A 25,625-nucleotide genomic window follows, 5' to 3' on the forward strand; every position below is an offset into this window, starting at 1 on the left:
GGATCCGGCCGACACAGCCGCACCTGGTACAGGCCATCCGGTCGATCACCGCCTTCCGATCGAAGTTCGAGATATCGTCGACCTCGACGCTGCCGACGTGGCCACATTGACGCCAGACGTGGAGTTTGAGGGGCACGAGAGACCATCCCAAACTGAAGTGCGTCATGACGCTCTGACCGAAATGCTCTGGCAGTGCTATTGGTTTATGAAACCGGAGTGAGAAATTGAACCTACGACACGCGATCATCGCCACCGCGCCCGCGGCTCTCATGGGGCTTCTACCTGCCCCGACCATCGCTGGTAGATATGATTCTCCACCCTACGAGCTTTGCACCATCCAGTGGTCGCTCATTGCCGCTCAGCTTTTTAAGTCAGACGGGACCATCGGCGAGCTGGATGAGATGGATACAGCGTTTTACACGCGAACAGAAACGGTCGCCGTGTCTCGTCAACCGGAGGATACAATAATGATCTTTCTGGATGAAACCGACGGCGCAATAGGACCTCCGATCGTCCGGCTGGGCGATCAGGTACTCCTCGGCAACGAAGACGAGACCTGGAAGACGGAAATTTCGTGGCCTGAGCTGGACATTGTCCAAAGCACTGAAGTCGAGCTTTTCGACGACAAGAGCCTGAGATTCACAGGCCGCGCAATTGGCAAGGTAACCTGTGACGAGACGGAAGACTGAGAGGCCTGCGCGACCGCGACATCTTCGGTGTAAACGAGACGTGAACGCGGGAACCGATTGATCTAGCGAGAAATCGTGTTGCCCGCGGACGGCCGAAACAGCCGCATCTGACCGTGAACAAACAGGGAAACTGGCAACACTCTCGGCGACGTCAAACGTAGCTGGGACATTAGCTTCCCAAGCTTAAGACGAGGGTTCGATTCCCTTCACCCGCTCCAGCGCAAAGCCATTGTTTTATTGGAATTTTCAGGACGATGCGGGGGTGCCCGTGTCGGGCCAGGATGGGAAGAATCGGGAACATTCCGGCAGGTGTGGGAGAACGACTCCCACAGTTTCTCCCACAGTCATCTAACGCTCCTTTGAATCGAGATTGAAGGACGCGCGCCCTACTCGGCACCGCAGCGCGGTCGTCGGTCTACCAGGATTTCGCCCGACCCGTTCCCCGAGTGTCGCGTGTCCGCTTGCCCCGCGACAGGGCAGAGGCAGATCGTCCCGCGCGCCCATCAATCTAGATCTATTAAGGAGCCGCCGCGATCAGCACGGATGCCGAAGCCTTGCCGCCGCCGGTCGCGGAGGACGGGGAAACCGCTACGCGGATTCGGTCGCCCCGCACGACCCGGTGCGTCGCGTTGATGCTGGCGGGGGAATAGACGGCAACCGCATAGGCGCTGGCGTCCTGCCCGCTGGACAGGCTCGCAGCCATGCCGCCGGAGCCGACCGCGCTTCCGTTGATCATCGGGCGGAATGCGATAGACCCGGCCGTCACTGCCGCATCGCAGTAGACGTTGAGGCCGACAAGCCAGCCATCACACGGCGCTATCACGTCAAAGTAGTTGTTGGCCCCGTCGTAGGCGCTCTGCATCGGCGTGTAAGACGCCACGCCGGAAACGCCGTCCAGCACCCAGGGACCAAGCGCCACTGCAGAGGAATAGGTAATGTGGTCCGCGTCTGCCAGATCGTAGAGCCGCACGTCCGCGTCGCTGGTCTGCACGTCGAGCAGCGGCGGCAGGACGATCGTGCCCTGCCCGCTCGAAGCGTTCGGCTTGAACGCGAAGAAATCGCCCGTGCTGGACGCGGAGCAGTTGTTGACACTGACGGAGCCGGTGACGGCAAGCTGTGCCGCGACATCTACCTTGATGCCGAAGACATGGGCGCCCGCAGCCGTCGTGACGGTCTGGAATTCGACGTTTTCGATTGTCGCCCGACAACTGGACCCCGCGAACACGAACAGATCCTCTGCGTTCTCAAGGACGCAGCCCTCGAACCGCAGCATTCCGACGGAGAAATTCCGGCAGGACGTGATCTCGCCCACGCGGCCGAGCGCGCCGTTGATCTCGAACGAATTGACCCGAACGCCCGGTTGCGCGGTGACGACGAAACAGGGCTGCGCCGCGTTGGTGCCCTTCACATACACCTTGTCAATGATGCCCGCCGGCGCCCCGGCCGAGACGCCGGAGTTGAGGTTGAACACCCGGCCGGACGCTTGGGTCTGGTGAAAGAGAGTCCCGATCCGGTAGCCCCAGAACGGGCTCGTGTAGCCGGTGGCGGCGGGGTGCAGCCCGATCAGGTCATAGCCGTTCTCGTTGTGCAGCCCGGCAAATTGGAAGTGAAAGACGCCGTGCGAGACGTCGGCGGTGGGCTTGAACGCGACGCCGATGGAATTCGGTTCCGAGGACGTCTGGTCGTTCTCCCACTGACACCAGACCGTCTCGCCGGAGAAGCCAAAGCCGAACTTGTAATCATCGTACTCCATCACGAAGATCGGCGTGTTGTCGGTTTTCTGCGTGATCCGCGTCGGCAACGGGAAGTGCACGCACCATTCCGAGGCGTCCGGCAGGGTCAGCTCTCCGGCGATCTCCGCGTCGATCACGTCCCACACAAGCGTTCGGCCGCGCTCCCGCGCCAGCCAGTCGAGCGCCTTCTGCGCCCGGGCCGTGTCCGTCGTGGTGCCGTCGCCGGTGAAACCGAACGCGGACAGCTCCACGCAGGTTCCGATCACGTGAAACCGGACCCCGCCCTTGTTGATCACGTCGTAGTAGTTCGAGCTGGAAAAGGCCTGCCGGTACCGGAAGGCGCCCCCGAGCCAGGTTTGCTCGGGGTCACGCGCGCTGGCAACCGAGCTCAGGAAGTCCGCGACGGTGCGATACCATTTCGACATTGATTACCCCCGGGAGGCACAGCGGTCAGGCAAGCGCGGCCCCGGCGGACCCGGTTGCCGACCAGGTTTCGAGACGGTCGAGATCGATGCCGGACAGTGCCCGGCCGATGACGGTCCCGGCATAGGCGACACCCGCGACGGTGCCGGAGGGCTCGGAGAGCGTCAGCGTGCCGTCCTCGAACGTGCCGGTCTGCGTGCCCGCGCCGGTGTCCGCCTCGGTGCCGTCGACACGCAGCGAAATCGCGCCGTCCTGAATGACTGCGGTCACAACGTGCGGCACGGTCATGTCGACCCCGGTCGCCTCCGCGCTGTCACTGTCGGTCGTGATGGTGAACCCGCCCGAGGTGGCCGCCAGCTCGAAGGTCACGGTCGCCCCGTGGGCCACCAGCACGCCCGCTGCGTCGGCGGAGACAGCCAGGCAGATGGTCACCGCGTCCGTGCCGCTCAGGTCCAGCGAGCCGGAAAGGTGGTCATTCGCCCCGAGATAGAGGCCGTGGACGTCCGCGACGCCGGCTTCCGTGATGTCGTTGCGGTCAACACGCCGCTGCGCCGCGGTTCGGGTCGCGCCCTTCTCGAACTGGCCCCATTCGAGATAGACGCCGTGGTCGGAATTTCTCCCGTAGTCGGCATGTACCTGCATCGTCGCACCGGCGGTTGTGCTGGCCGTGAACGCGAAGGACGCAATCCAGCCGTCGCCATCGGCGGTATAGGTGATCGAGGGCGCATCGACGCCACCGTGCGCGAGCGTCGACGGCACGCCCTCGGCAGACCATTGCACGCGGATGTAGGCGCTCGCCCCGGCCCAGATGTAGATCACCGGAACGGCGCCCTGATCCAACATCTTGATCTTGGCAGAGACCCGGTAAGTGGTGCCGGACACGACGGACATCACCGCTGTATAGGCCCCTGCCGTGGTGGACGAACCATTGGTCAGGATTGCCCGGTAGTCGCCGTCGACGCTGCCGAAAGAGCCGCCGCTTTGCAGGATCCACGACGCCGGGGCGTGGCTGTTGTTCGCGGAGTTGCGTTCGCCGTTGGCAGGGTGCCGGACATAAGCGGGCTTGAGCCCTGCGGTCGCCTGCGTGACCGCCACGCCGTTGCCGCTCCGGTCGGCCGGATACCCCACGGCACCGCCGATGCTCGCCGCCGTGGCGCCGGCGGTGTCCTCGAAAACCTCTCCCGGCGCAAAGCCGGTCGAGAAGCCCGGGGCCTGGCCAAACACCTGCCACGGCGTCCAGGCCGGAAGGGGCGAACGCGTCATGTCCTCGGCGACGGGGCTCGTGATGCGGCGCAGCATGCTCACGGCTCAGCCCCCGTGCCGAGACCAGAGCACCATGAATTGCGCGTCGCTCGTCGGATTGATGCGCACCGCCGGCATGTTCCGCAACTCGATCACCCGCGTGGTGTCGATCGAGATTTCCTCGACAGTGGTCCAGCCGGTACCGGCCGCGTCGCGGCGCTGGATCTGGATCGTGCCGGATCCGACCTCGGTATGGATCGTCGCCGGCGGCACCCAGTGGCCGAAGTCGTCCTCGTCGTCGTTTGGAAGGATCACCGCGTCGGTGCCCCAGGAGCCAAGTCCCATTTCTCTTTCCTCTCAGGTTGGAAGGATCGTTGATGTCGTGCGGTGAGCCCGGGCTCACACCCCCTCGCCGTCGACGATCTCGGCAATCGCCTCGATCTTGCCGTTGGCCTCGGTCAGCGCCGCGCCGCGGGCCACGTAGCCTCGCGCGAGCTGCTTGGTCGTGACCGGCACATCCGGCGCCGGGTCTGCCACGGGCGTCAGCAACCCGGGCGGAATCTCAGTCCCGACAAACTCGGTCGGTCGGTTGCACGCTGCACAGAATAGCAATGACAGCAGGATCAAGTGCCGCATCTGGAATGTCCTCGTGTGAGAGCGCCGCCAACGCGGCACGGTGATCTGCAAGCTCGCGCTCCATGCGCCGGGCGTGCGCCTTGGCGACGTCGCGCGCGAGCGCGGCCTGGTCGGCGCGCCGCTGCAGGGCCTCCCTGTCGCGGTCCACAAGGGCGCGCTGCCCCTTCTCCGCCTGCCACAGGAATCCGAGCCCGCCCGCGACCAGCGCGAGCACGACACAGGCGATCAGCGCGGCGCGAACGATCATGCCACGCCGAACATGCAGAGGTGGTACTCGGCCGTCCTGCGGCGCACGAGGCCGCGGATCACGCGACCGCCCGCCTTGTTCCACCAGGTCAGCGCCTCGCAGCCGCCGGCGACGTCGCCCGCGTTGAGGCGCCGGGTTGCGGTAGATTTCCCAGCCGCGCCGATCCCAGCGTTGTACGCGAGCGAGGTGTAGGCCACGTCCCGGCCCACGGGGAGCCGCGTGGCCAGCGTCTCCGGCGTGAAGTACCTGTGCAGCCCGGCGCGGTACTCCAGCAGCTCGCGCGCCAGCATGGCGTCGCATTGCGCCTTGGTATAGCTGTCGCCCCGCTTCACGCCCTTGGTCTCTCCGTAGCAGACGGTCCAGACGCCCAAGATGTCCGGGTAGGCCTCGAGTCGCAGCCCTTCCCAATCGCCCACAAATGGCACGGCGACCGCGTTGAACGCCTCGTCGGAGACGGGGCCCGGCGCCCAGCCGCCCTTGCCGGCCGACGCGAGGACGGCACCCGGCAGGGAAACCTTCTGCGGCACGGTCTGCGGCACGAACAAGAACGCCGCCATGGCGATCGCCAGCACGCCGACGAACCACGGGCTGCGCAGGCTCACAGCGTCATCCGGGTTTTCGGGATTATCGATTCCCTGGTCGACGATGCGGCCCACGATGCCGTAGATCGTCAGCAGCAGCGCCACGCACCACCAGAAGCGCGGATTGGTGTCGACTTGCAGCGTGTAGTAAATCAGTTCCGGCGTTATCAGCGCGCCGGCGGCGAGATATTGCGCCCACACCGAATGAGCCCGGCGCACCAGCGCGGGCCAGTTGTCCACGAGTTTCATGGTCGTCTCCGTTGCTCGAAAGGTTCAGTGGGCCGAGGCCCGGATCGGGATACTGACGCCCTTGGACCGGTAGGCCAGCGGCGGGTCTCCCGGCAGCGTGCCGGGACAGCCGGTGTAATAGGCCGTGAACACCAGCTCCGCGTTCGGTTCCAGGCCGTAGGGGATCTTCAGCTCCACCTCGATAATGTCCCAGCCGGATTCCAGGTTACGCCCGGGCGCGCCATCGATGCGCAGCGCCGGCGCGTAGGTGTCCCGGCGCGGGTTGTAGAACCCCCATTCCGTTCGGGACGGCTGGATCTTGCAGGGCAACGCCTCCGGCAGCCGACGCACCTTCACACCGAGGCGGCAGCTCTCGCCCTCCACGCAATACGCGCGCCGGAGTGGACCGGTGTTGAAGACCGAGACCTCGAACACCGCCTCCGGCTGTTTCAGCCTGCGGATCTCGGCCGACAGGTCCTCGACCACCGCAACCACGCTCCCGATGTCCGAGCGCATCTCCGCGACCGCCTTAGGCGTTTCCCAGATCGCCTCCAGTCGCTCCTGCACGGGCTTGAACAGGAGCACGACCAGGAAGAGCAGCCCACCCATCAGCGTGGTGGACATCGCGAGGTCCACCACCTTCACCACCAGCCGCTCCTTCAGCCACGGCCGCAACGCCTTCTGGCGCCCGTCTTGTCCGGTCACAACAAGGTCACCTCTTTGATTGACACGACGCGCCCCGGATCAGGGCGCGGATTGCACGAATATCCGACCGTGCGATGTCGGGCCCGGGTCCACGCTGAAGCGGTTCCCCGGCACCAGCTTGCCGAACACCGTCGCGCCCAGTTCGGGCCGTGACGGCGCACCTGAAAACACGGCCCATTGCCCCTGCAGGTCCATCAACCGGCCCTTTGCGGATGCGACCTCGTCGCTGTCCACCGACACGGTGAACTCGTAATTCTGCACCATCTCCGCAATCGCGTCGTCCGTGTAGGTCGTCTCCCAGTCGAACTCGTGACAGGTGCCGATGTCGCGCATCGTCCCGAGGCAGATCTCGCCGACCCGCGCGTTCGCGCTGTGCACGGCGATGGAGATCGTCACGCGGTTCGTGGACGATGGCAGGTCGTCGAAGAGCAGATCGCGCTCGACCATCTGCTCGGTAACGGTCGAGCTGTAACCGCCGGAGGTCGAGACCGTGACAGACGACGCGGTCACGAAGCACACCGCGACACCGTCGATCGCTTCCGGCGGATCGATCACGTAGGTGATCGTGCTGCCCTCGACCACCTTTGGCGTCAGCCGGTTGTCAAATACCCGGTACCGCTCGGTCGCGCCCTGGTCGGCCCATTCGTCCGCCGAGTCCGAAGGCGTGTTGTCGAGGTTCCCGTCTGCCGCCGATTTCCAGACGCGGTGGTCGTACATCACCTCGTCGCCGACAGAATAGGTCGTAGCGTCGCTCCACGCCGTTGCATCGTTCTCTGTCACGGTCGAGGAGACGAGATCGCTCTCGGTGATCTCGACAAGTTCGAGGATCTTGAACCCCATCACTCGACCTCAAGCAGGCCCTTCACGGGCATTCCGTTCGCCTGGAAGGCACTCTCGATGCGGGCGATCCTGCGCGTGTTCCTCTCCGTTTCGAGACCAGACTTCCCGATCTTCTCAAGCTGCCGGACCACTGCCCGCACGTCTTTGCGCAGCTCGCGCAACTGCGCGATCTCGTCGTGGCCTTCCGATCGAACGTCCGACAACTGGTTGAGCGTCCGCTTGACCAGGAAGTTGTAGTCGGCGCGCGAGCCCGCCTCGATCGCCGTTTGCAGCCGCGCCTCGGCCAGGTCGGGCAGGCGCGCCGCCGCCGCCGGGTTCCCGTTCAGCGCCTTGAACAGGGCCCGGTTGTACTGCCGGTTCTGGAACGCGGCCGTGGCCGTGGCCCCCAACGCACCGCTGCCGCGCAGATCCCGGATGTATTCCGTGATGCCACCGATCGCGGAGGACCAGTCGCCGATCTTGTCGGTGATCCGGTCGATGCGGTTTTCCAGCGTGTCGGTGAGTTTCGTCAGCGCCGAGCCGGTCGACGCGACCGTGCTGTAATACTGCTCGAAGGCCGGGACATTCGCGACGATGGCCGCGTGGAGCGCGCGGCCCGCCTCGGTCGTCCGATCGATGCCGGAGACGAGCTGGCGAAAGCCCGCCTCGGTTTCCGGCAGGCTCTGGTTGAACTCGTTCAGCACGGACTCCAGCTTGCGGCCGAGGATCTTCCTCTGCCGCCCTTCGCCGAGGAACGCGCCCTGGTAGGCGTTGAGCGACACCGTGCGGATCGCGGCCGTCGCGTTCTCGGCGGCCGCGTAAATCTGGTCAAAGGCGCCCGCGTTGGCAATCAGCACCGACCAGAGCGCCCGCCCGCGCTCGGTGTTCAGATCCAGCGAGTCGACCAGCGCGCGGAATTCCTGCCGCGTCTCCGGCACCACCTCGCCGAGCGGTTTGAGCGCGCCGCGCATGTCGCGGGCCAGCAGCCTCAGCCGCTCGCCCTCGCTGTAGAACAGCTCCATGTAGCCGGTGAACGCGCCGGTGAGCGCGTCCTGCGAGCCGAAACGCCCCACCAGGTCGGAGGCGAAGGACGCGCCGCGCGCGGTGGCCTCCAGCAAGCTCGCCCCGGTGTAATCCAGCAGCCCGTTCACGGCCGAGAGGTCGCCCGCCAGCCGCGTCAGCGTCTCGCTTGCGGTCTCGCCGTCGCGCGCGAAGAGCTGCCATGCCTCGATGCCCAGCCGGTTCGCCCGGTTGATCTGGCGCCCGGTCGCCGCCGCCTCCAGCGCCGCGGCCGCCATTTCGTTCGACAGGCCGGCGAGCTTCTTCTCGACCTCCTGAAGACGTTGGGTCTTATTCTTGTCGGCGAAGTCGAACCGGATCTGGCGGTTGATGCCGGCGAAGGCCGCCTCGGTAATGCCGATCGCGGACGCCGTGCTGATCGCCTCCGCCTGCGTTGCCGCGATCGCCTCTCGCAGGACGTCGAACTTCGCCCCGGCCGAGCTGTAGCGCGTAGATTCCTCCACCGAGAGCCCATAGGCGCTGGACCGCTTCGTCCGCTCGAACGCGCGGTAGGTCACGTCGAGGCCGGACACCGTCGCCTGCAGCCCGCCCTGCAGCGTTTCGACCTTGGTCTGGAACGCGCCGAGGATCAGGCCGACACCGGCCAGCGGAAGGGCCAGGGCCCCGACGGCGGTCCCGAACCCGGCGATGCCGCTCGTTGCCCCGGACAGCGCAGACGAAATGTAGCCGGTCGTCCCTGACAGCCCGTTTGCCAGCGTATTGGTGAGCAGCCCCGATGCGCCACCGAGCACGCCGGTCCCTCCCCATGTCCCGATGAAGCTGCCCAGCCCGCCAAGCAGCCCCAACCCGCCGAGGCCGGAGGATTGCGCCCCGCCCGCCAGCGCCGCCGCGGTGCCGCCCGTGCTGCCGAACACGCCCTGGCCGGTCAGCGTGACCGGGTTCGTGAGCGCGGTGCGCACGAGGGTCTTGATCCAGGACGTAAACGCTTGCCGCATCGTGTCGAGCGCATCGCCCCAGGAGCGGATCGTTCCGTCCATCACCCCGTCGAATACATCGGCAAGGCTCTCCCCAAGCGATCCCATGGTCTGCTTGAAGTCCCCCATGACCCCACCGGCATTCTCCAACCGCTCTGCCAGTTCCGAGACCCCTGCGGCAGCGCCGCCGCCTCCACCGCCGCCACCTGACGCCGCCTTGCCAAGGTTGTCGGTCGCTTCGATCGTGACATCGAGCGTGTTTTTCAACTCCTGCCCCGCAGCCGTCTCCATCCGCATGGAAGACGTCACCGCCCGCGCAGCGCGGAGTTGCTGCGCCTTGGCGTCTGTCAGCCGGCCTTCCGCCTTTGCCAGACTGGCCGCCGCCGCCTCGATCGCGTTTAGCTCCCGAACCTCCACCGAGCGTAGATTCCGACCGCGCAGGTTCGTATTCGCCCGCGCCGCATCAAGCGCCGCCTGGTGCTTGGCTATCTCCGCTTCTGCCGCCGCGATGGCACTTTGAGCGAGTTTGTAATTCTCGTTGGCAAGCTCAATCGCCGACCTGGCAGCTGACGGCGCGGCTGTCTCGTAAAATGTACCGAGCGCCGCGTTTAGAGCATCTGTCCCAGCCTGAGCAGCCCGAAGCGCCTCCTCCGCCGGCGTGATATTTTCCTGAAAGGTCAGGAAGTACCCTGCGGATGCCGCGACAACAGCGGCGAGCACGCCCCACGGTCCTACCAGACCAACGATGCCGGTGGCGGCAGCCGCGATCAATGGCACCAAAGACGACAGGGCTGATACAATCAAGCCAAGCGCAATGGCCGCAGGACCGATGGCCGCAGCCATCGTGGCTGCGACCGCGACATACTTCTGGGTCTGCTCGCTGAGGCCGTTGAACCAGACCGCAGCGGACTGCAACCGCTCCGCGAACCCCTGTAACACGGGCGCGAGGGCCACCGTCAACTGGTTCGCCAGACCCCGGCTGACGAGCCCGAGCGCCGACATGGCGTCGTTGGCCGCCTCGATCTTGTCCGCGTCGATGTCGGAGACGGCGACACCGAAGCGGTCGACCTCCGACGTTGCCTGCGCCAGCACATCGGCATCGATGCGGGAAAACATCACCGCCGCCCGATCGCCGAAGATCTGCGAGGCGACGCCGGCGCGCTCGGCTTCCGGCACGAACTCCGAGAGCGCATCCTGAATGGCCGCGATCCGCTCGTCGACCGGCATCGCGATCAGGCCCTCGGCCGAGAGGTTGAGCCGATCGAGCGCATCCACGGCCGGGCCAGACCCGGCCGCCGCCTGGCTGAGCCGCTTGGTCATGGCGACCGTCGCCTGCTCGATCTGGCCCATGGACACGCCGGCAAGATCGCCCGCGCGGGAGAGTACCTGTATGCTCTTCGTCGTGGTGCCCAGCGACTGCGCCAGCTTCGCCTGCGAGTCGACCGTCGCAAGCGAGCTTTTCACCGCGACCGCCGCCATGGCCGCGAGCGGCGCGGTGACGCGCGTGCTCAGCGCCTTGCCCGTCGCATTGACCCGCGCGGCCGTCTTGTGCAGGGAGCGCTGCAGGCCATTCATGCTGGCCTGCGACCGCTTCACGCCCTTGTCGAAAGCCGCCGAATCGAGCGAGAGCACCGCCCGAAGCGCGCCGATCACTGCCATGTTCTACTACCTCTTTTCCCGACCCGGCCGCTTGGCCACGGTCTGGTTGTGCGCCATCGCGAAGGCGTGCATCGCGGCCCGGGCGGCATCGGCCGTCACCATCGGATCGGCCGGCTTCTCGGCCTTCTTCGTGGGATCGGGCATTTTCTTGGGATCGAAGATCGCGAAATGGACCATCGTCGCGAGCTCGTGGTTCAGCATCCGGTCCCGCTCGATCTCGCTTTCGCGCAGCCGCCGCAGGCCTCGCGTGGCGATCTCGTAATCACGCAGCGTCAGTGACCAGAAGTCGTCGTAGCGCTGGCCGAGGGCCATCCAGTCCTCGGCCAGCTGTTCGACCCAGTTGCGCGCGGCCGGATCTACCCGGCCGCCAGCGCGTTTCCCTCATCGCCCTCGTCGGTCTCGCTGCCGTCACCCGCGTCTTCCGCGTCCGGCAGGTAGTCGGCGATGGCCTCCATCATCATCTCGGCCCCACGCGTGATGCCGATCTCTTCCAGAACGGCGCCTGCGCGGACCTCCGGTGCACCGTTGCCCTTGTTCAGGCAGCTTGCGTAGAAATGCAGGACGATGCTGAATCCGATTTTCGTCGGGGAGTTCTGGACATCGTCCAGCACCGCAGCAAGCGTCGAGCCGACGCTCCTCTCGAATTTCGCGATCGACAGGAACGTCACCTTGATCGTCTGGACCTTGCCGAGCGCCTCGAACTGAATACCACCCGTCACGATCAGGATCCTTTCGTGAACCAGAACTGTCCGCTGACACGGATCTCTAGGTTCATGTCGAGCGCGGCGCCCTGCTGTCCATCCTGCGGTTGCGGCGAGATGTGTCCGGAATAGAGGTACACGTCGCCAACCGTGGTCTGGTCGCTCGCCTTGGTGAGCTCGCTCTCGAACCAGATCAGCGTGCCGTCATCGCTGTAGCTCTTGGCGAGCTCCATCGTGTCGGGCGTATAGCGCATCGGCAACGTGACCGTGCCGCCGTCCCGCAATCCCGGCTTGTACTCACGGAAGTTGCCGGGACTGTCGAGGTCCGTGGTCTCCACGTACTCCGTCTCCGTCACCGGGAGCACGACGGCGGTGCATCGCGGAATGGCCGTGAAGCTCGTGGAAGTCGTGCCCCAGCCCGTCGTGGCGCCGAGGATGATGATTGGATCCGGCATGGCGGATTCTCCTATATGGTGAGTGGCCGGGACCGGCCGGTTAGCTGCGGTAGGTCACCGCGAAATCCAGCGATTGACGCCGGATCACATCGCCGCCCTTCTCGTTGGAAAGGCCGCGAATACTGAGGAGCTGCGCGCCGAGGATCGGCCCGCCGTGGTAGCCCGAGAGGAGCTCGATCGCCGCGCGGCGGAGCGAGATCGCCGCCTCCGACGTCTCCGCGAAACAATCCACCTGGACGCGCCCCGTGGTCACGCCATCGCGGCCGTCGTTCGAGATCAGGTCGCGCCCCGAGACAGTCGTGAGCACGACGTAGGGCAGCGCCTTCGCACGGCGGAAGCCATCCCATGTCACCGGGCAGCCAAGCGCCAGGAGCAGGGTGCGCAGATGTTCTTCCACCGGTTACTCGACGCGCGTCCGCACGCCGCGCGTGACAAAGCTGGCGAGCCGTTCCGCGAGCGGATCGATCCAGTCCTCCCGCCACAGGCCGAGCCAGGCAAGCAGCGCACACGCCGCGACAACGCCCTGAGCGGTGCGCACACGCCACCGCGCGAACCGAAGTATCAAACGGTGTTTCTCCACCATGCCTGCCTCCTATTCCGCCGCCACCGGCGCCGCGCTGAGCGTCGGGATCGTGTCGGCCATCCGCCCGCGCCAGACCGACCGGCCGTAGTGGCGCAGGTCGAGCCCGGGCATCACCCAGACCTTGCCGCCAAGGTCGCGCCAGCGCTGGCAGAACCGGTAATCCTCGCCCACGCGGACACCGTCCTTCACGAAGAGCTCGAAGAACGCCCACAGCTCCTGGTCGGCGCCCTCGTCGCGATGGGCGAGCTCCGGCATCGCCTCGCGCATCCGCTCGAAGACCTCGCGCCGGATCAGCATGAACCCGGTGCCGACGCCATCCGCCTCGAAGGCCTGCGCATCCGCATCCCAGTTGGTCGTGCAATCGCCACCCGCCGACATGCGAAGCGCGTATCGCTCCCCGCCCCGGTCGCTCTTGACGCGGTAGGCCCCGGCCACCAGCGGCTTGTCCGCGGCGATCAGCGCCGCCACATCCCCCGGCTCAAAGGCGATGTCGGCGTCGATGAACAGCAAATGCGTGAACCCCTCGCGCAGCATCAGTGCCGCCGCCTTGTCCCGGCCCACCTCGACGAAGCACTCCTCGACGATCGCCACCGCGTGCTGGATCCCCCAGGCCGCCAGTTGCCCGGTGAGCTGCGCCAGGCTCTGCACATAGGCCGGCACGAAACTTCCGTGGGTATGCGTCGCCACCAGCAGCCGCATGTCTCTTGTCTTCGCCAGATCAAGCTTCATCGCGTTTCCGAACCTCATATCCCCAATGTTCCGCCGCGGCCTTCATGCTCGCTTCCGACAGCACCGGAAGCGCCCAGCACTCCTCGCAGTCCGTGATCACGTCCAGCTCGGCGCGGACAAACTCGTCAGGAACCAGGTGTATTTTCGCGGACCTGACAAATGGCACTTCTGTCCCGTCCGAGCAGAGTACCTGCCAGCCAATTGCTATCGAGGGGCCGCCATCCTCGGCTCGCTTCGGTGGTACGATCTTCACCGGTCCCATGCTCATCTCGCTCACTTCCCTGCGACCCTTGCCGCTTTTGCCGCGCGTCGCGCCACGGTCTTCTCAATCTCGGCCCACAAGTACCCACCCAGTAACTCAAGCGCCGTTGCACTCCACAGATCGTACGCCGGCCGCATGAACGGCTCCGGCGGGTTGATCCGGCCAACTGCCTTGCCGTCCTTGTGGAACCGCTCCGCCGTCCCGAACTCGATCAGATGCGCGTGCGGTGCGTGGCTGCCGTCCTCCTGGACGGGCCCGACGTACATGGCCACGACATGGCCCGCGAAATCCGCCCGCGCGAGGCCACGCTGGCGCGGCGACAGCTTCGAGGAAATCGCGATGTTGAACTGCTCGCTGTAGGAATCTGCGGTGTCCCTCATCGGCTCCAGCGTCTTCTTCAGTACACGCCGGACCACACTTCTCGCCGTGCTGCGCGGCAGGGCCGCAAGGGCCTTTTCCGCATCGCGGAAGCCCTGCGTCTCCACCTTGAGCGACGTCCTCACCCAGCCCGCTCCGCGCTGATTTCCAGCCACTGGTGCCGGACGATCTCTTTGACACCGGTAATGCTCCACGCGTTGCCGTCGAAGATCAGGCTGTTCTCGCCGTTTATTCCCGACACATCTGACGCGTACCGAATGGTGAACCTCGCCATTTCCCGGTATTCGACGATCCCGGCGCGCAGCTTCTCCCCATCGCTCACAGCACGGAAAGCCGCCCAGACCGTCGCGAGCGCTTCCCAGACGGGGATCTCATCGCCTGCGGCGTCCGTGGTGTAACTCGTCACCTCCCGGATCGTGATCCGCCGATCGAGGTCGCCCGCACCGATCACAGACAGATCCTCCGGTAAGGTCCGATCAGCGCCTCCGTCGCGAGTGGAACAACAGTGCCCTCCCCGACCGACTCCCGCTGGCAATACCAGGTCGCCGCGAGTTGCATGACCGCGACGCGGAGCGCCCACGGAACATCGTCGGCATCGTCGCCATACCCGGCGGTGAACGTCACGGTCACGGGTTCCGCTACATCGTCGGCGAGCGATGGCTCGGTGAAATCCGGACCGAACCAGATCATCGAACCGAGATCCGCCTCGATCACCTCGTAGAGCCCCGACGCGACGGTCTGTTCAACCCCGTCCGGATCGTCATAGGTCACCGCCACCTCGGAGACGTCCGGGAACGGCAGCCGGATCATCGAAGCCCAGGCAGTCCTTGAGACCTTCCACTCCTGGTTGATCAGGCAACGCCCCAGGATCCCGGCATGACCGTCGAGTTTCGACACAGCAGCATCGAGGTAGGCCTGCATGATCGTGTCGTCATCCGAATGGTCGACGCGGACATGTTCCTTGAACTCCTCCAGCGAGACCGGTCTGGTCGCCGGAGGAGTGACCCGAATGGGCTTCATCTAGGTTACGCCTGGTCCGCCTGCGGGTTATCGTGGCCATCGCCGGCCAGCACCACCGCCGCGATCGGCGTTCCGCTGCCGTGCGTGCCGCTGAAATCGGCAAGCAGCTTCAGGTATCGTTTGCCCCCGACATAGCCAAAGCGATACGCCGCGGCCGCAGCGTGGGCGGCCTCCAGCGACTTGATGATGCCGCCGGTATCCACGGTATCGATGCCGAGCACGTCGTCGGCCGTCACCGCGGTATAGGTTGCATCGTCGTCGCTGTGCGTGAGCTTGAACTCGATCTTGTTCGTGCCGTCGAACGTGATGCCGCCGACACCGATCGCCAGCACCAACTCGGCCTTGTTGTAGCCCTGCAGGTCCACGGCCGGAGGCGTGTTGTCCGCGGAGAGCGATGCCGCTCCGATGGCGACCAGGGCCGTCATCTCGGAATGGAAGTCTTTCATGGTTCTGTCCTCTGGAAAGGTTTGATGGCGGGCCGCTCGGCCCGCCAGGTGTCCGTCAATCCCGTGCCGTCAGGCTCAGGTGGTGACCTTCATCACCTTGATGGCCTCGAAGTTCGAGATCCCGCCGCCGACGCGCTTCGTGGTGTAGAAATGCACGTAAGGCTTGTTGGTGTAGGGATCTCGCAGCACCCGAATGCCGACGCGATCGACGATCAGGTACCCGCGATTGAAGTTGCCGAAGGCGATCGGGAACTTGTTCGCCGCGACGGTCGGCATGAAGTCATCCGTGCGGATCGGCTTTCCGAGCAACGACGGCAGCTCGCCCTTGGAGTCCGGGATCTTGAACAGGTAGGTGCCGTCGCCATCCTTCAGCTTCCGCACCTTCAGCATCGTGTCGTCGGACATCAACCAGGAGGCATCCATGCGGTACTTCTGCTTGAGCGCGCCGAAGAGATCGATGAAGGCATCTGCGTCGGTGACCGCTGCTGCCGCACCGGATGCGACGAAGCCGACCTTGCCCCAGGCATAGCTGGCGTTGGCGACCATGGGATAGGAAAGGATCCCGCGCGGTTTGCCGACACCATCACCGCTGATGAAGGCCTCGCCCTCCTGCTCGGAGAACTCGATCGCGACCTCGTCTGCCAGCCATTGCGCGATGTCGATCGCTCCATCGTCCAAGGCTTTCTGCGTCGCCGCCGGGTTGGCGTAGAGCTCCATCGTGTTGAAGACCAGCTCGCGCAGCGTCGGAGTGTCGGTTTGCGACCGGGATTCCTTTTCGCTAACCCAGCCGGAGCCGGTGCCGCCCATGCTCACCAGTTTCTTGTAGGTGTCGGTCGAGATGGGCATCACGTTCGAAACATCGCGCATCACCGACACGCTTCCGACCACGCGGTCGATGGTCTCCGACATTTGCTCGGGCACCAGGTAGCCGCCATCCGGATCGCTGTCGGTCGACAGCGCCGCCTTCACCTCCAGCTCGTGGAGGTCGGCGTCGATGGCGCGATCACCCTTGCGGAACCACTTGTTGAACACGGCAGCATGCTCGGCCTTGGCCGGATCAGCGTCGGAACCAGCACCGCCGGTCCGGAGTGCTGCGAGAGCGCGGTTGGTCTCATCGAGCGCCTTGGTCAGATCGGAGATCTCGGCGTTGATCTTGTCGACCTTCTCGGTCTGAACCACATCCGCGAAATTCGCCTTGATGCCCTTCAGCTCTTTCTCGTGCTCGTCCTTGAAGGCCGCGAAGGTCTTCTGCAGCTCTTCCAGGATTGCCGTGGGGTTGGACATGTCCGCGCGCACAGCGACGATCCCGCGCGCCTTGCGCGGGTTTTCCATTTTCGACATCGGTCTTCCTTTCAGGACTTGATGCTGTCGATGAGCTGCCTTGCGGCAGCACTCCAGTCGCCAGCGTCTCGCGTGGCGGTTCCGGCAGAGTCCGTCATGCCGGCAAGGGCCGCGTCAGGCATGCCCTTCAAATTCTTGATGATCTGGCGCGCGGCGGTTCGCGTGGCACCACCCTTTGTCATGCGCGCCTCGGCGATCCGCGCCGGGTTCACGAGGGAGGCGCGCGCCTCCGAACCGCCCTCGCCAACCGCGTCGCTCGAAAGCAGTGAGTCCGCGAGACCCGCCGCAATGGCGTCCTCGCCATTGAACCACGTCTCATCGTCCATCCAGCGCGCGGCCGCGCTCGCCTTCACGCCGGCCCGGTCGGAGTAGACGGAAGTCATGGCCTCGTCGAAGGTCTCGAGCGTGTCGGCAGCCTCGCGCATGTCGTGGCGATTCCCGATGGCAACCACCCAGGCATTGTGAACCATCACGAACCCGGCCTTGCCTATCTGGACGCTGTCGCCAGCCATCGAGATAACCGACGCCGCGCTCGCCGCCATGCCGAGGATCCGCACCGTCACCTTTGCAGGGTGAAGCCGCAGAAGGTTGTAGATCGCGACCCCCTCGAAAAAGTCGCCGCCGGGGCTGTTGATGTCGACGAACACCTCCTGCTCACCGATGGCGCGCAACGCGGAGGCAACCCGCTTCGAGGTAACGCCACCGCCGGTCCAGAAATCCTCGCCGATGACATCCAGAACGGAGATCGTATTCTCCGGTGTCTGCTCGGCATGGATCCCAGGTGACCAGCGTTCCAGCGCATCGGGATCCGCTTCGAAGGCGAAGGTTTCCGGAGGCCGCTTGGCGTCGATTTCCGGCAGGGCTCGCAGGCTCATGTCTCTGTGTCCTCTTTGCTCGTGCCGGCGGGCGTTCCGGCCGTGTTCGGCGGATCGTAGTAGCGCCCGCCCTCCCCATCTTCCCGGGGGTTCATGTCCTCGAGGCTCCGCACCTCGTCGGTGTTCATCCAGCCCCACTGCAGCGCCTTGGCGTATCCATCGACACGGCTCTTGAAATCGCCGCGTATCAGCGCCGACCGATTGAACCGTGTATAGACATTCGGCTCAGAGACGATGCTCCTGTCGAGGGACTCTTCCCAGGTCGTCAGGTGATCTTCGAGCGTGTAGGTGACGAAGCCGATCCCCTGCGACTCGATGCCCGTTCCCCAGCTCGATTGCTTGTCGACATCCCCGATCATGTGGGGAGGTACGCCGAAGAACATGGCAATGTCGCCCCGGCTGAATTTTCGGGCCTCAATCCATTGCGCGTCCTCGTTGGTCATCGAGATCTTTTCGATCGTCATCCCCTCTTCCAGCACCAGCGAATGACCTTCGGCCTCACCACCCGCGCGGTACTCGTCGAGGCTTGCCCGCAGCGTCGCAACGGCTTCGGCGCCGATTCTCTCAGGGTGCGTCAGCACCGTCGACGGCCGAGCCGAGTTCTTCATCGTCTTCGCGCCGTGTCGCTCCTGCGCGATCGAGAGGCCTATGGATTCACGCGCATAGGTGATCGGAGAGACCCCCCGAACGCCGTCAAGCGACAGCCCCACCAGGTGCAGCACATCATCCTGCGGCAAGACGATCTTGCTGCCGTTGCGCCGCGTGTAGGTGTAGGCCAGCGACAGGTCGTCGAGCTGGTCCACCCGCATCCGATCGGGATCGAGCGGATTGAGCCCGATGACACGCCGCCGGGATTTCACCTTCAGCGCGTAGCCGTTTCCACGCAACAGGAGGTGCGCCTGCAGCATCCGCTTCATCTGCGACGGAGTCTGCCAGTCGTTCGGCCTTCGACGCAGCCACTCCCAATCGTCGTCCCAGGTCAGATTGACCCGCGTCTTCGCGCCCTCCCGCCGCATGACCTGCAAGGGAAGGTTGGCGACGGCGCCCGAGATGAGGCGGACGCACGCAAAGACGGCCCCGACGCGCAACGCTGACTCAGGCGTCACCGATACCCCGGCTGCCGACCCGGCGAGGCTCACCCGCAACGCCTCCTCCAATTGCCGTGGAGAGGTGATCGCGCGACCGCCATCGTCCGACTGCACCGCGGCGGAAGTACGTCGCACAATCGGAACGTCCCAGAGATTGCCCGTCATACGACCAACGCTCCGCGCTCACCGTAGACGGATTTTCCTGCTGCTTCAGGTCCAAGGCTCATGAGCGTCACACCGTTAAAGAGTGACATGACCGGATCGATCTTTGCCGACCCGCTCACTGCCTTCGTCACGACAACGGCGTTGCCCCGCGCTTCCGTCTTGGCGTTTCCGACGCACCAGGTCATCAGCCCCTGGTCAGCATGTTTCAGCGACCCATCGAACAGCTTGCGCTCCGTTCCCTTGATCGCCCCATTCAGCCTGTAACCCTGGCTGACAGAGCGGAGCTGGTCTTCCGTCAGCCCGGCGTCGTAGAGCGCGTCGACGATCTGCGCGACGCCTTCCGGATCGAGCCCGACGGCCGCCTTCGCTGGAAGAAGCCCCGCGTCGTTCGCCTGTGCGATGAGCGCGACCAATTCCTCGATGTCCTGTGTTTCATAGCTGCACAACGTCAGCTCACCCGCGGACTCCAGATCACGCAGCTCCGGGGCGATCTCCTTGCGCCGCTCCAGCACGATCTCGTGTGCCCAGGCACGCGACCAGCTCAGCCACCCGGTGCGCCCCTTCAGACGCCCCACGAAACTCATGCCGAGAAGGTCGTCGAGCCCGCCGCCGTCGATGCCGGCCACCACCACCTCGCAGCGATCAAACAGCCTTTCGACTGTCAGGTCAGGCTCGATCGACTTGGGCCAGTACACCGCGCCAACCCACCGATCCTGCACCAGGCCCTCGCCGATCTCGACGTTCAGATGCTGGCTCGCGAAAAGCGCCAGCGCGTCCGGGCCATCTTCTTCAGCCGTGCGAAGCTCGTCACGCAGATAGCCGAGGCTCACCGACCGTTCGAGGTTCGGATTTACCAGGCCCCACAGGTTCTCATCCTTCCAGCCGTTGTCCTTCGCTACCTCGCGCGGCAGCTCGTAGAGCACGGCCAGAACGGGAAGCTGCAGCTCGCCGTCCCGCACCCTGCGCGCCTTGTCCAGTTCCTTCTTGAACTGCCCGGCCGGTCGCTTCTTGGACTGCGTTGTGATTTGAAGGATGAACCCCTCCGGCCGCGCCGACAGACCTCCGCGGATCTCGATGAAGATCTCGCGCGCTTTTTCCTTGGCAGCCAGGACGTGGGTCTCATCGACCACGATGTATGTCGCCTTCGATCCTGTCACCACGTCGCCATCGGCCGAGACGATCATGATCACAGCCTCGGTTTCCCGATGCACAATCTGCTTCACGTGATCCTTGATGTGGAAGACAGCCACGAGGTCCGGATCCAGTTTCACGATCCCTTTCGCCTGGTTGAACACGATCGCCGAGATCGCCTGCGTCGGCGCGATCAGCAACAGCTCGGCCATCGGGCGCTCGTTCATGATTGCCGCTGTCACGATGATCGCGGCCGCGATGGCAGACTTCCCGTTCTTTTTCGGAACCAGCAGGAAGAACTCGCGGATCATCCGCGCCTTCAGAACCGGATCGTAGCAACCGAAGATTGCGCGGACGAAGTCGAAAACCCAGTCCTCGCAGATCTCACCGTAGGTCGGTGTGCCGATCAGGTCCGGAACCCGGAGACGCTTAAAGATCCGAAGCGCCTTTTCCGCGACAACCTCATTCAGCGGCAGATCCGGAACCATGGATCGTCCTTGCAGGATCCGGTCCTTCCAGTCTGGAACTGCCGTCGACCACCGCTGGTCCGGCTGGTGTTGGGACGACAGATCCATCAGTTGTAGTTCCCCGGCTTCAGATCGCCGCCCCAGGCATCGCCCTCAATGGTCTCCGCAGCCGCCCGGCGTGCTAGTTCCTTTTTGCCCACCGGCTCGTCTGCCGGTTCGCTTCGCAGCCGCGCACCCGCCAGGGCCCGGTCGTTCTTCTCCACGAGCTGCTCGAAGAACCTCATGGCACCGACATTCCCACTCTCGAAAGCCGCAGCCGCGGCGGCCTCAAGCTGCTTGGCAAAGAGGAGATCCCGCGCCCGATCGCGAACGGCCAGCTCGGCTCTAAAATGCCGCTTCAGCGTCGGGAGCGAGATCGGCTTTCCCGTGCGCGGGTCCAGGATGCAGCCGGCAATGCGGTCGTTCTTCCAGCCCATCGCGAGCAACATGCTGACTTTACGTGAGTTTTCCTCGGTCCATTCGAACGGCGGCCGACCCTTCTTGCGAGCCACACGGTATACGGGTTCTCCCCAAAGGTTGCGGCCGATCACATCGTCCGGATTTTCTCTACTCACAGAAAAAAAATCCCTCGCTTAGGGGGCGGCTGGTTTCCGTTCCAGCGCGCTCCAGAGTTTCGACCACCCCCCCCATATTCAGGTCTGGTGGGTCAGTTTAAGCTTCTCGGCGGCGATCATTTCCGCGTCGCCAGCGAACCGCGCCTCGATCGACAGGCATACCGCGTGGCAGTCCCGGCAGACCAATCGCAGGTTGGACAACACGTACCGGAGCTCGGGCATGAGCCTCCAGGGCCGCACGTGGTCAACGATCGCGGCCCGCGGATCCGACCGGCCGGAGACGACGATGCAGCCGCACATCTGACACAGACACAGGTCCCGCTGGACCACCGCGTCACGAACCTTGCGGCCGCGCCGCGTCGAGAATGGATGCGCCACCCCAACGGTGGATGGCTTGATGCCGGACCCGGCCACGCGCGATGGCGCCTGCGCCAACCGTGGCTTCACCGCTTTCAGCCTGCCCATCCACACCCCCAAACGCAAAGCGCCCGGGGCGGGATCTCCGCTCCGGGCGCACTGGTGTTCTTGGCTTAATGTCAATAGATGTAGTTCCTGACGTTGTCAACGACCACTATCGGTCGTCGCGCCACGGCGTCATCGGCGGCATGACGGACGTCACCTTGAACCCGTCCAGGCCGACCGAGCGCAACGCGTCCTGCAGGTGCAGCAGCGCGCCCCACCAATCGAGGTAGAACCGCCGCGCGGCCGAGATCCTCTCGTTGCTTGGCGTCCATCTGCACGGGCAGAACCGGATCTCGTGCCGCTTGACCCGACGGATGCGCGTGGTCGGGTTCTTCGGATTGCGCAACCACTTCTCCTCGTCCCAATGCCCCGCAACATCAGTCCGCGCCATGGGACCGCCGTGGCGGCTGGCCCGCTTCCACTCCGCCGGCGCCAGGCGCGGCACCGCGCCGGGCATCCAGTCGGGCACCTGCCGCGCCCGTGCCAGCTCCGCGATCATCACCGCCATGCGCCGCCCGCCACGCTGGACCGGCATCCCGCAGACCACGGCCGCGACGATCTCCGCATCCGTTGCGCGCGGCGACCAGCCACCGCCATCGATCTTCGCCCCGAGCCTGGCCTGCTCCATCAGCACGGCCTCGATGCCGACGCAACGCCCGGGCGCGAACTCGTCGAAGTCGAGCGACGCGCATTCCACCGCGAAGGCCCACTCCAGCAGCTCCTGCACCGCAATGGGCTCCCGCTGCCGCCCGGGCCGGACCGGAGCGTTCCGGCCGTCTGCCGTAATCAATCTTGCCATGTTCATCCGCTCGCTTCCCCTTGCGCCTGCCCCGGGACGCTTTGCGCCCTACCGTCCCGCAAACGTCCCACCGACCGTCCCGCCTCTATCTCTTTCTATTCATTTGATAATTGTATTGATTGGAAGGGTTTGGGACGGTGGGACGGTCAAAACATACCCCCATCCCCGCGCCTGTGCGCAGGTATGTACGGTTTTCAGCGTCCCACCGTCCCACCCCGTCCGGCGGGCCGAATATCCTGCGCAAATTCAAGGGCTTGAGAGTGGGACACTTGGCGGGACGTTTGCGGGACGCTTCCCTGCAAAACGTCCCGGCTTCTGTGTATCCGTGCACGAACATCACGAGACAGCCCCCGGAAGGTGCGAAACCGGGATCAGCACGCCCCGCACTTTGCGGTCGCCGCAGCGCAAGGGTCCGGGCGCCGGGCGGGCACCATCGAGGGTCAGCAGCGCCGCCCTGTGGCCGCCGCCGCGCCACCTGGTGCCCCCGAAGGCGCGGTTCAGTTGCGGATGCTCCCCGTTGATCACGAAGAGCTCGCGCTTGCCCACGTCGCCATCGACCACCCGCAGCCCCAGCCGCGCCAGCAGCTTCACGTCCGCCGGCGCATCGAGCGGCATGTCCTTGAAGCCCTGCAGGGAGGCGACCAGCTCGCTCACCTGCACCACGCCGCCGTGGTCCTTCTGCAGCAGGTAGGCGAGCAGCGTGCGCAGGCAGCGCTCGCCCTCGCCCTCCGTCTGCGCCTCCTTGGCCTCCATCAGCAGCGGCCGCGCGATTGCCTGCGCCTCCACCAGCCGGTCGTCGTCGAGCGGCGTGTCGTGCAGCATCAGGTCCCACCCGGCGAGGACGGCGCCAATGGTGTCGCCTGCCCGGCTGTCGCCGCCCATGGTCTGCACCAGCGCCGCGTAGCGCCTGTGTGCATCGTCCCACCGCTGCGGCGCCAGGTCGAGCATGCGGCGCCAGACGGCGGGCCCGAGGTTCAGCGCGTCCTCCTCCAGGTCCGCCAGCCGCGCCGCCGCGTCGGTGGCGTCCGACGCATCGGGACGCGCCTGCATCGAAAGCATGACGAACCGCGACCGGTCCTGCGGCTGCATGATGCCCGGCACGATCGAGGCGAGCAGCCCGGCGCCGAACAGCGCGAAGCGGATCGCCGCGTGTTGCGCCGTGCCGCGCTCCACCTGGGCGCCATCGGCATCGCTCATCAGCCGGAAAAGCGCGATGATCGCCTCCACCTGCCCGGCCTCGCCCGTCGTCTCCGCCTCGTCGAAGATCCGCACGATGGCCTGCCGGTTGGTCGCCTGCCGGACGGCCGCCTCGCTGGCGCCCTTCTTGACGCCGCCGGACATGCCGCCCAGCAGGGAGGACAGGATGCGCACCAGCGTCGACTTGCCCGACCCCAGCTTGCCCTGGATCCACATATGCGTGCGCCAGCGCGGGAACTGCCCCAGCACCGCCTGCCCGACCCAGCCCATGGCCACGTCGGCATCGATCGGGCGGCCCCATGCCCAGGTATCGCGAATCCGGTCGCGCACGAAGGCCAGTTCCAAGGCCGCCGCCGGCACCGACCCCGGCGTCGGGCAGCCGGGCGCGGCCGGGTAGATCGCCCGCTCAAGGAAGGCACCGGCCGGCTGTGCGCCATCGGGCAACAGCAGCGTGTCGCCCACGTGGGCCAGCGGCGCCCCGCCGGGGCCGCGCCAGGTTCCCAGCGACCGGACCTGCGTGTTCGGCGCGTAGAGCGGCAGCTCAGAACAGGCGGTGATCAGGAATTCCGCCGCGTGGTTGGTGTTGAAATCCTTGTCGCCTTTCAGGGGCTTCGCGATCCACCGCAGCCACCGGAGCGGGTCCGCCACGCCGGCGAACAGCGAGAACAGGCGCGTCCGGTTCGACAGGTCGCGCGCCGTCAGCGGCACCAGCTCGCCCCGCGCGGACAGGAAGTAGAACACGCCATCGGCAGCGCCAACGGGCCGCACAGGGAACGCCGGCGGCAGGTCGCGCGCGTCCGCCGCCCCGCGGGGCGGGAGAGCCTCTTTGCCCCGGCCACCCCGCGGAATCGGGGGGGAGGAGGCATGGACGCCGCCCGCGTCGTCTTCGTTCGGATCGGGGCCGACTTCGTCTTGCTCCCCGACCGGCTGCAATCTGTCGAATGGATCGTCTGTCATGTCTTGCGGAACGCCCCGTCCGGATCGACCTTTCGCAGGAAGGCCGCGCGATCTGCCTCGGGCATCGCCTCCCACAGCGCGACAAGCAGGCGCTTTAGCGCGCCCGTGTTCAGCCGGCCGCGATCTGCCATCAGGCGCCGGGCAAGGGCCGCGAAATAGACCTCCACCTCGCGCGGGCTGGCGAGATCGGCCCAGAACGCCGCATCGGCGCGTATGTCGTCGAACGACGCGGGCGGCCCGGCCGTCTCCAGCTCCGCCAAGGCGCGATCGAGCATCCAGGCCATCGCCTCGCGCGGGCATCGGTCGCCCTGCCCGAACAGCGTCTGCAGCACGTCGAACAGCAAGAGCTCCGGCGACAGCCGGTAGAGCGTCACCTTTTGCAACAGGATGTCGGTGCGGGACCCTACGGCCGCCCCTGCCTCGATCGGCCTCTGCTCGGTCATGCCGCGTCCTCCCATGGAAACCGGTATCCAGGCGCGCGGGTCAGGCGGTAGCCCTCCCGCGTCATCGTTTCGATCTCGAAGCCGGTCAGGTGGCGCAGCCGCTTGCGCATGCGGGCCACGCACCATTGCGGCGCGCGGGCCGAAAACTCGTCGCTCTCCGGGGTGTCGCCGTAGAGCAGGTAGAACATCCGCCGGTAGGTGACGATCCGGCCCTCGGCCGCGTAGAGCGCGCAGAACGCCTGCCGCAGGCGCGGCTCCAGCTTCACGCCCGGAAACCGGCCGATCTCCGGCGTGTCGCCGTAGAACTGGTCGATGATGTCGAGCAGGAAATCCACCGCCACGTCGCGCGGCAGGGCGTAGGTGATCTCGCGGAGCGATTCCATCCGGCCGCCGTAAGCGCCATGCCGCTCGACGATCGCGCGCAGCGCGGCGGGATCGAGCCCCGCGGCGGCGGCGATCCGGCCAATCCGGCGCGCGACGCTCTCGCGCGGCGGCACGGCCGGTGCCAGCGCCGCCCCGCCGTCTCCTGCTGCACGTATCGACCGGAACACGGGCC

At 65.8% G+C, this 25,625-nt stretch carries 31 protein-coding genes; 1 reads left to right on the forward strand and 30 read right to left on the reverse strand.

Going from position 1 to position 25,625, the window contains the following annotated elements:
- The first annotated feature begins 224 nt into the window (after positions 1–224).
- Entirely contained in the window at positions 225–689 is a 465-nt protein-coding gene (locus ARC39_RS13250) for a hypothetical protein (protein WP_068115214.1), read from the forward strand.
- 517 nt (positions 690–1,206) lie between these two features.
- Here ARC39_RS13250 and ARC39_RS13255 read toward each other — a convergent pair.
- From ARC39_RS13255 to ARC39_RS13395, 30 genes are all read right to left on the reverse strand, one after another.
- Positions 1,207–2,847 carry a hypothetical protein gene (locus tag ARC39_RS13255; RefSeq protein WP_068115216.1) on the reverse strand — a complete coding sequence of 547 codons (1,641 nt, stop codon included), beginning with the start codon at positions 2,845–2,847 and terminating at the stop codon, positions 1,207–1,209.
- A gap of 25 nt (positions 2,848–2,872) precedes the next feature.
- Entirely contained in the window at positions 2,873–4,144 is a 1,272-nt protein-coding gene (locus ARC39_RS13260) for a hypothetical protein (RefSeq protein WP_068115219.1), read from the reverse strand.
- Positions 4,145–4,153: 9 nt separating this feature from the next.
- On the reverse strand, positions 4,154–4,432 hold the full coding sequence (locus ARC39_RS13265; protein WP_068115221.1) for a hypothetical protein: 279 nt from the start codon (positions 4,430–4,432) through the stop codon (positions 4,154–4,156).
- Positions 4,433–4,486: 54 nt separating this feature from the next.
- Positions 4,487–4,636, reverse strand: coding sequence for a hypothetical protein (locus ARC39_RS25860; RefSeq protein WP_161470969.1), 150 nt, complete (start codon positions 4,634–4,636; stop codon positions 4,487–4,489).
- Positions 4,637–4,649: 13 nt separating this feature from the next.
- Positions 4,650–4,970: a hypothetical protein gene (locus ARC39_RS13270; RefSeq protein WP_068115223.1), complete on the reverse strand. Its 321-nt coding sequence runs from the start codon at positions 4,968–4,970 to the stop codon at positions 4,650–4,652.
- Positions 4,967–5,800, reverse strand: coding sequence for a lysozyme (locus tag ARC39_RS25315; protein WP_078059248.1), 834 nt, complete (start codon positions 5,798–5,800; stop codon positions 4,967–4,969). Before ARC39_RS25315 ends, ARC39_RS13270 begins: the two co-directional genes overlap by 4 nt.
- Positions 5,801–5,824: 24 nt before the next feature.
- Positions 5,825–6,484: a hypothetical protein gene (locus ARC39_RS13280; protein ID WP_068115225.1), complete on the reverse strand. Its 660-nt coding sequence runs from the start codon at positions 6,482–6,484 to the stop codon at positions 5,825–5,827.
- A 39-nt stretch (positions 6,485–6,523) separates the two neighbouring features.
- On the reverse strand, positions 6,524–7,324 hold the full coding sequence (locus ARC39_RS13285; RefSeq protein WP_068115226.1) for a hypothetical protein: 801 nt from the start codon (positions 7,322–7,324) through the stop codon (positions 6,524–6,526).
- Positions 7,324–10,956 carry a phage tail tape measure protein gene (locus ARC39_RS25995; protein ID WP_068115228.1) on the reverse strand — a complete coding sequence of 1,211 codons (3,633 nt, stop codon included), beginning with the start codon at positions 10,954–10,956 and terminating at the stop codon, positions 7,324–7,326. Before ARC39_RS25995 ends, ARC39_RS13285 begins: the two co-directional genes overlap by 1 nt.
- A 6-nt stretch (positions 10,957–10,962) precedes the next feature.
- Positions 10,963–11,268 carry a hypothetical protein gene (locus ARC39_RS13295; RefSeq protein ID WP_068115229.1) on the reverse strand — a complete coding sequence of 102 codons (306 nt, stop codon included), beginning with the start codon at positions 11,266–11,268 and terminating at the stop codon, positions 10,963–10,965.
- A 44-nt stretch (positions 11,269–11,312) separates the two neighbouring features.
- Positions 11,313–11,675 carry a hypothetical protein gene (locus tag ARC39_RS13300; RefSeq protein ID WP_068115230.1) on the reverse strand — a complete coding sequence of 121 codons (363 nt, stop codon included), beginning with the start codon at positions 11,673–11,675 and terminating at the stop codon, positions 11,313–11,315.
- Between the two features lie 2 nt (positions 11,676–11,677).
- Complete coding sequence (locus ARC39_RS13305; protein ID WP_068115232.1) at positions 11,678–12,112, reverse strand: hypothetical protein; 435 nt, start codon at positions 12,110–12,112, stop codon at positions 11,678–11,680.
- 40 nt (positions 12,113–12,152) lie between these two features.
- Positions 12,153–12,509, reverse strand: coding sequence for a DUF3168 domain-containing protein (locus tag ARC39_RS13310; RefSeq protein WP_068115233.1), 357 nt, complete (start codon positions 12,507–12,509; stop codon positions 12,153–12,155).
- Between the two features lie 3 nt (positions 12,510–12,512).
- Positions 12,513–12,695 (reverse strand): hypothetical protein, encoded by a 183-nt coding sequence (locus ARC39_RS13315; protein ID WP_068115234.1) that lies wholly within the window; start codon positions 12,693–12,695, stop codon positions 12,513–12,515.
- A gap of 9 nt (positions 12,696–12,704) precedes the next feature.
- A complete protein-coding gene (locus ARC39_RS13320) occupies positions 12,705–13,424 on the reverse strand; it encodes a glycosyltransferase family protein (RefSeq protein ID WP_068115235.1) in 720 nt (239 codons plus the stop codon).
- Positions 13,414–13,692, reverse strand: a complete 279-nt coding sequence (locus tag ARC39_RS13325) for a hypothetical protein (protein ID WP_068115237.1) — start codon at positions 13,690–13,692, stop codon at positions 13,414–13,416. Before ARC39_RS13325 ends, ARC39_RS13320 begins: the two co-directional genes overlap by 11 nt.
- Positions 13,693–13,697: 5 nt before the next feature.
- Positions 13,698–14,189 carry an HK97-gp10 family putative phage morphogenesis protein gene (locus ARC39_RS13330; RefSeq protein WP_068115239.1) on the reverse strand — a complete coding sequence of 164 codons (492 nt, stop codon included), beginning with the start codon at positions 14,187–14,189 and terminating at the stop codon, positions 13,698–13,700.
- Positions 14,186–14,515, reverse strand: coding sequence for a phage head closure protein (locus ARC39_RS13335; protein ID WP_068115240.1), 330 nt, complete (start codon positions 14,513–14,515; stop codon positions 14,186–14,188). Before ARC39_RS13335 ends, ARC39_RS13330 begins: the two co-directional genes overlap by 4 nt.
- Positions 14,512–15,084, reverse strand: a complete 573-nt coding sequence (locus ARC39_RS13340; protein ID WP_068115241.1) for a head-tail connector protein — start codon at positions 15,082–15,084, stop codon at positions 14,512–14,514. Before ARC39_RS13340 ends, ARC39_RS13335 begins: the two co-directional genes overlap by 4 nt.
- 5 nt (positions 15,085–15,089) lie before the next feature.
- Complete coding sequence (locus tag ARC39_RS13345) at positions 15,090–15,530, reverse strand: hypothetical protein (RefSeq protein ID WP_068115242.1); 441 nt, start codon at positions 15,528–15,530, stop codon at positions 15,090–15,092.
- Positions 15,531–15,605: 75 nt separating this feature from the next.
- Complete coding sequence (locus ARC39_RS13350) at positions 15,606–16,871, reverse strand: phage major capsid protein (RefSeq protein WP_068115243.1); 1,266 nt, start codon at positions 16,869–16,871, stop codon at positions 15,606–15,608.
- Between the two features lie 11 nt (positions 16,872–16,882).
- Positions 16,883–17,746 carry a head maturation protease, ClpP-related gene (locus tag ARC39_RS13355; protein ID WP_068115244.1) on the reverse strand — a complete coding sequence of 288 codons (864 nt, stop codon included), beginning with the start codon at positions 17,744–17,746 and terminating at the stop codon, positions 16,883–16,885.
- Positions 17,743–18,969 carry a phage portal protein gene (locus ARC39_RS13360; protein WP_236545261.1) on the reverse strand — a complete coding sequence of 409 codons (1,227 nt, stop codon included), beginning with the start codon at positions 18,967–18,969 and terminating at the stop codon, positions 17,743–17,745. Before ARC39_RS13360 ends, ARC39_RS13355 begins: the two co-directional genes overlap by 4 nt.
- A 26-nt stretch (positions 18,970–18,995) precedes the next feature.
- The gene (locus tag ARC39_RS13365; protein ID WP_068115247.1) at positions 18,996–20,705 is read right to left on the reverse strand and encodes a terminase large subunit; all 1,710 of its coding nucleotides are present in this window, start codon (positions 20,703–20,705) and stop codon (positions 18,996–18,998) included.
- Complete coding sequence (locus tag ARC39_RS13370) at positions 20,705–21,211, reverse strand: resolvase (RefSeq protein WP_149866424.1); 507 nt, start codon at positions 21,209–21,211, stop codon at positions 20,705–20,707. Before ARC39_RS13370 ends, ARC39_RS13365 begins: the two co-directional genes overlap by 1 nt.
- 78 nt (positions 21,212–21,289) lie before the next feature.
- On the reverse strand, positions 21,290–21,676 hold the full coding sequence (locus ARC39_RS13375) for an HNH endonuclease (RefSeq protein ID WP_068115251.1): 387 nt from the start codon (positions 21,674–21,676) through the stop codon (positions 21,290–21,292).
- Positions 21,677–21,782: 106 nt separating this feature from the next.
- Positions 21,783–22,472 carry a hypothetical protein gene (locus ARC39_RS13380; protein WP_149866425.1) on the reverse strand — a complete coding sequence of 230 codons (690 nt, stop codon included), beginning with the start codon at positions 22,470–22,472 and terminating at the stop codon, positions 21,783–21,785.
- A gap of 336 nt (positions 22,473–22,808) precedes the next feature.
- On the reverse strand, positions 22,809–24,626 hold the full coding sequence (locus ARC39_RS13385; protein ID WP_068115255.1) for a hypothetical protein: 1,818 nt from the start codon (positions 24,624–24,626) through the stop codon (positions 22,809–22,811).
- Positions 24,623–25,069 (reverse strand): hypothetical protein, encoded by a 447-nt coding sequence (locus ARC39_RS25320; RefSeq protein WP_078059250.1) that lies wholly within the window; start codon positions 25,067–25,069, stop codon positions 24,623–24,625. The genes ARC39_RS13385 and ARC39_RS25320 overlap by 4 nt, the downstream gene beginning before the upstream one ends.
- Positions 25,066–25,620, reverse strand: a complete 555-nt coding sequence (locus tag ARC39_RS13395; protein ID WP_068115256.1) for a winged helix-turn-helix domain-containing protein — start codon at positions 25,618–25,620, stop codon at positions 25,066–25,068. The genes ARC39_RS25320 and ARC39_RS13395 overlap by 4 nt, the downstream gene beginning before the upstream one ends.
- Between the last annotated feature and the right edge of the window lie 5 nt (positions 25,621–25,625).

Source organism: Tropicimonas marinistellae (assembly GCF_001509585.1).
GTDB classification, from domain to species: Bacteria; Pseudomonadota; Alphaproteobacteria; order Rhodobacterales; family Rhodobacteraceae; genus Tropicimonas; species Tropicimonas marinistellae.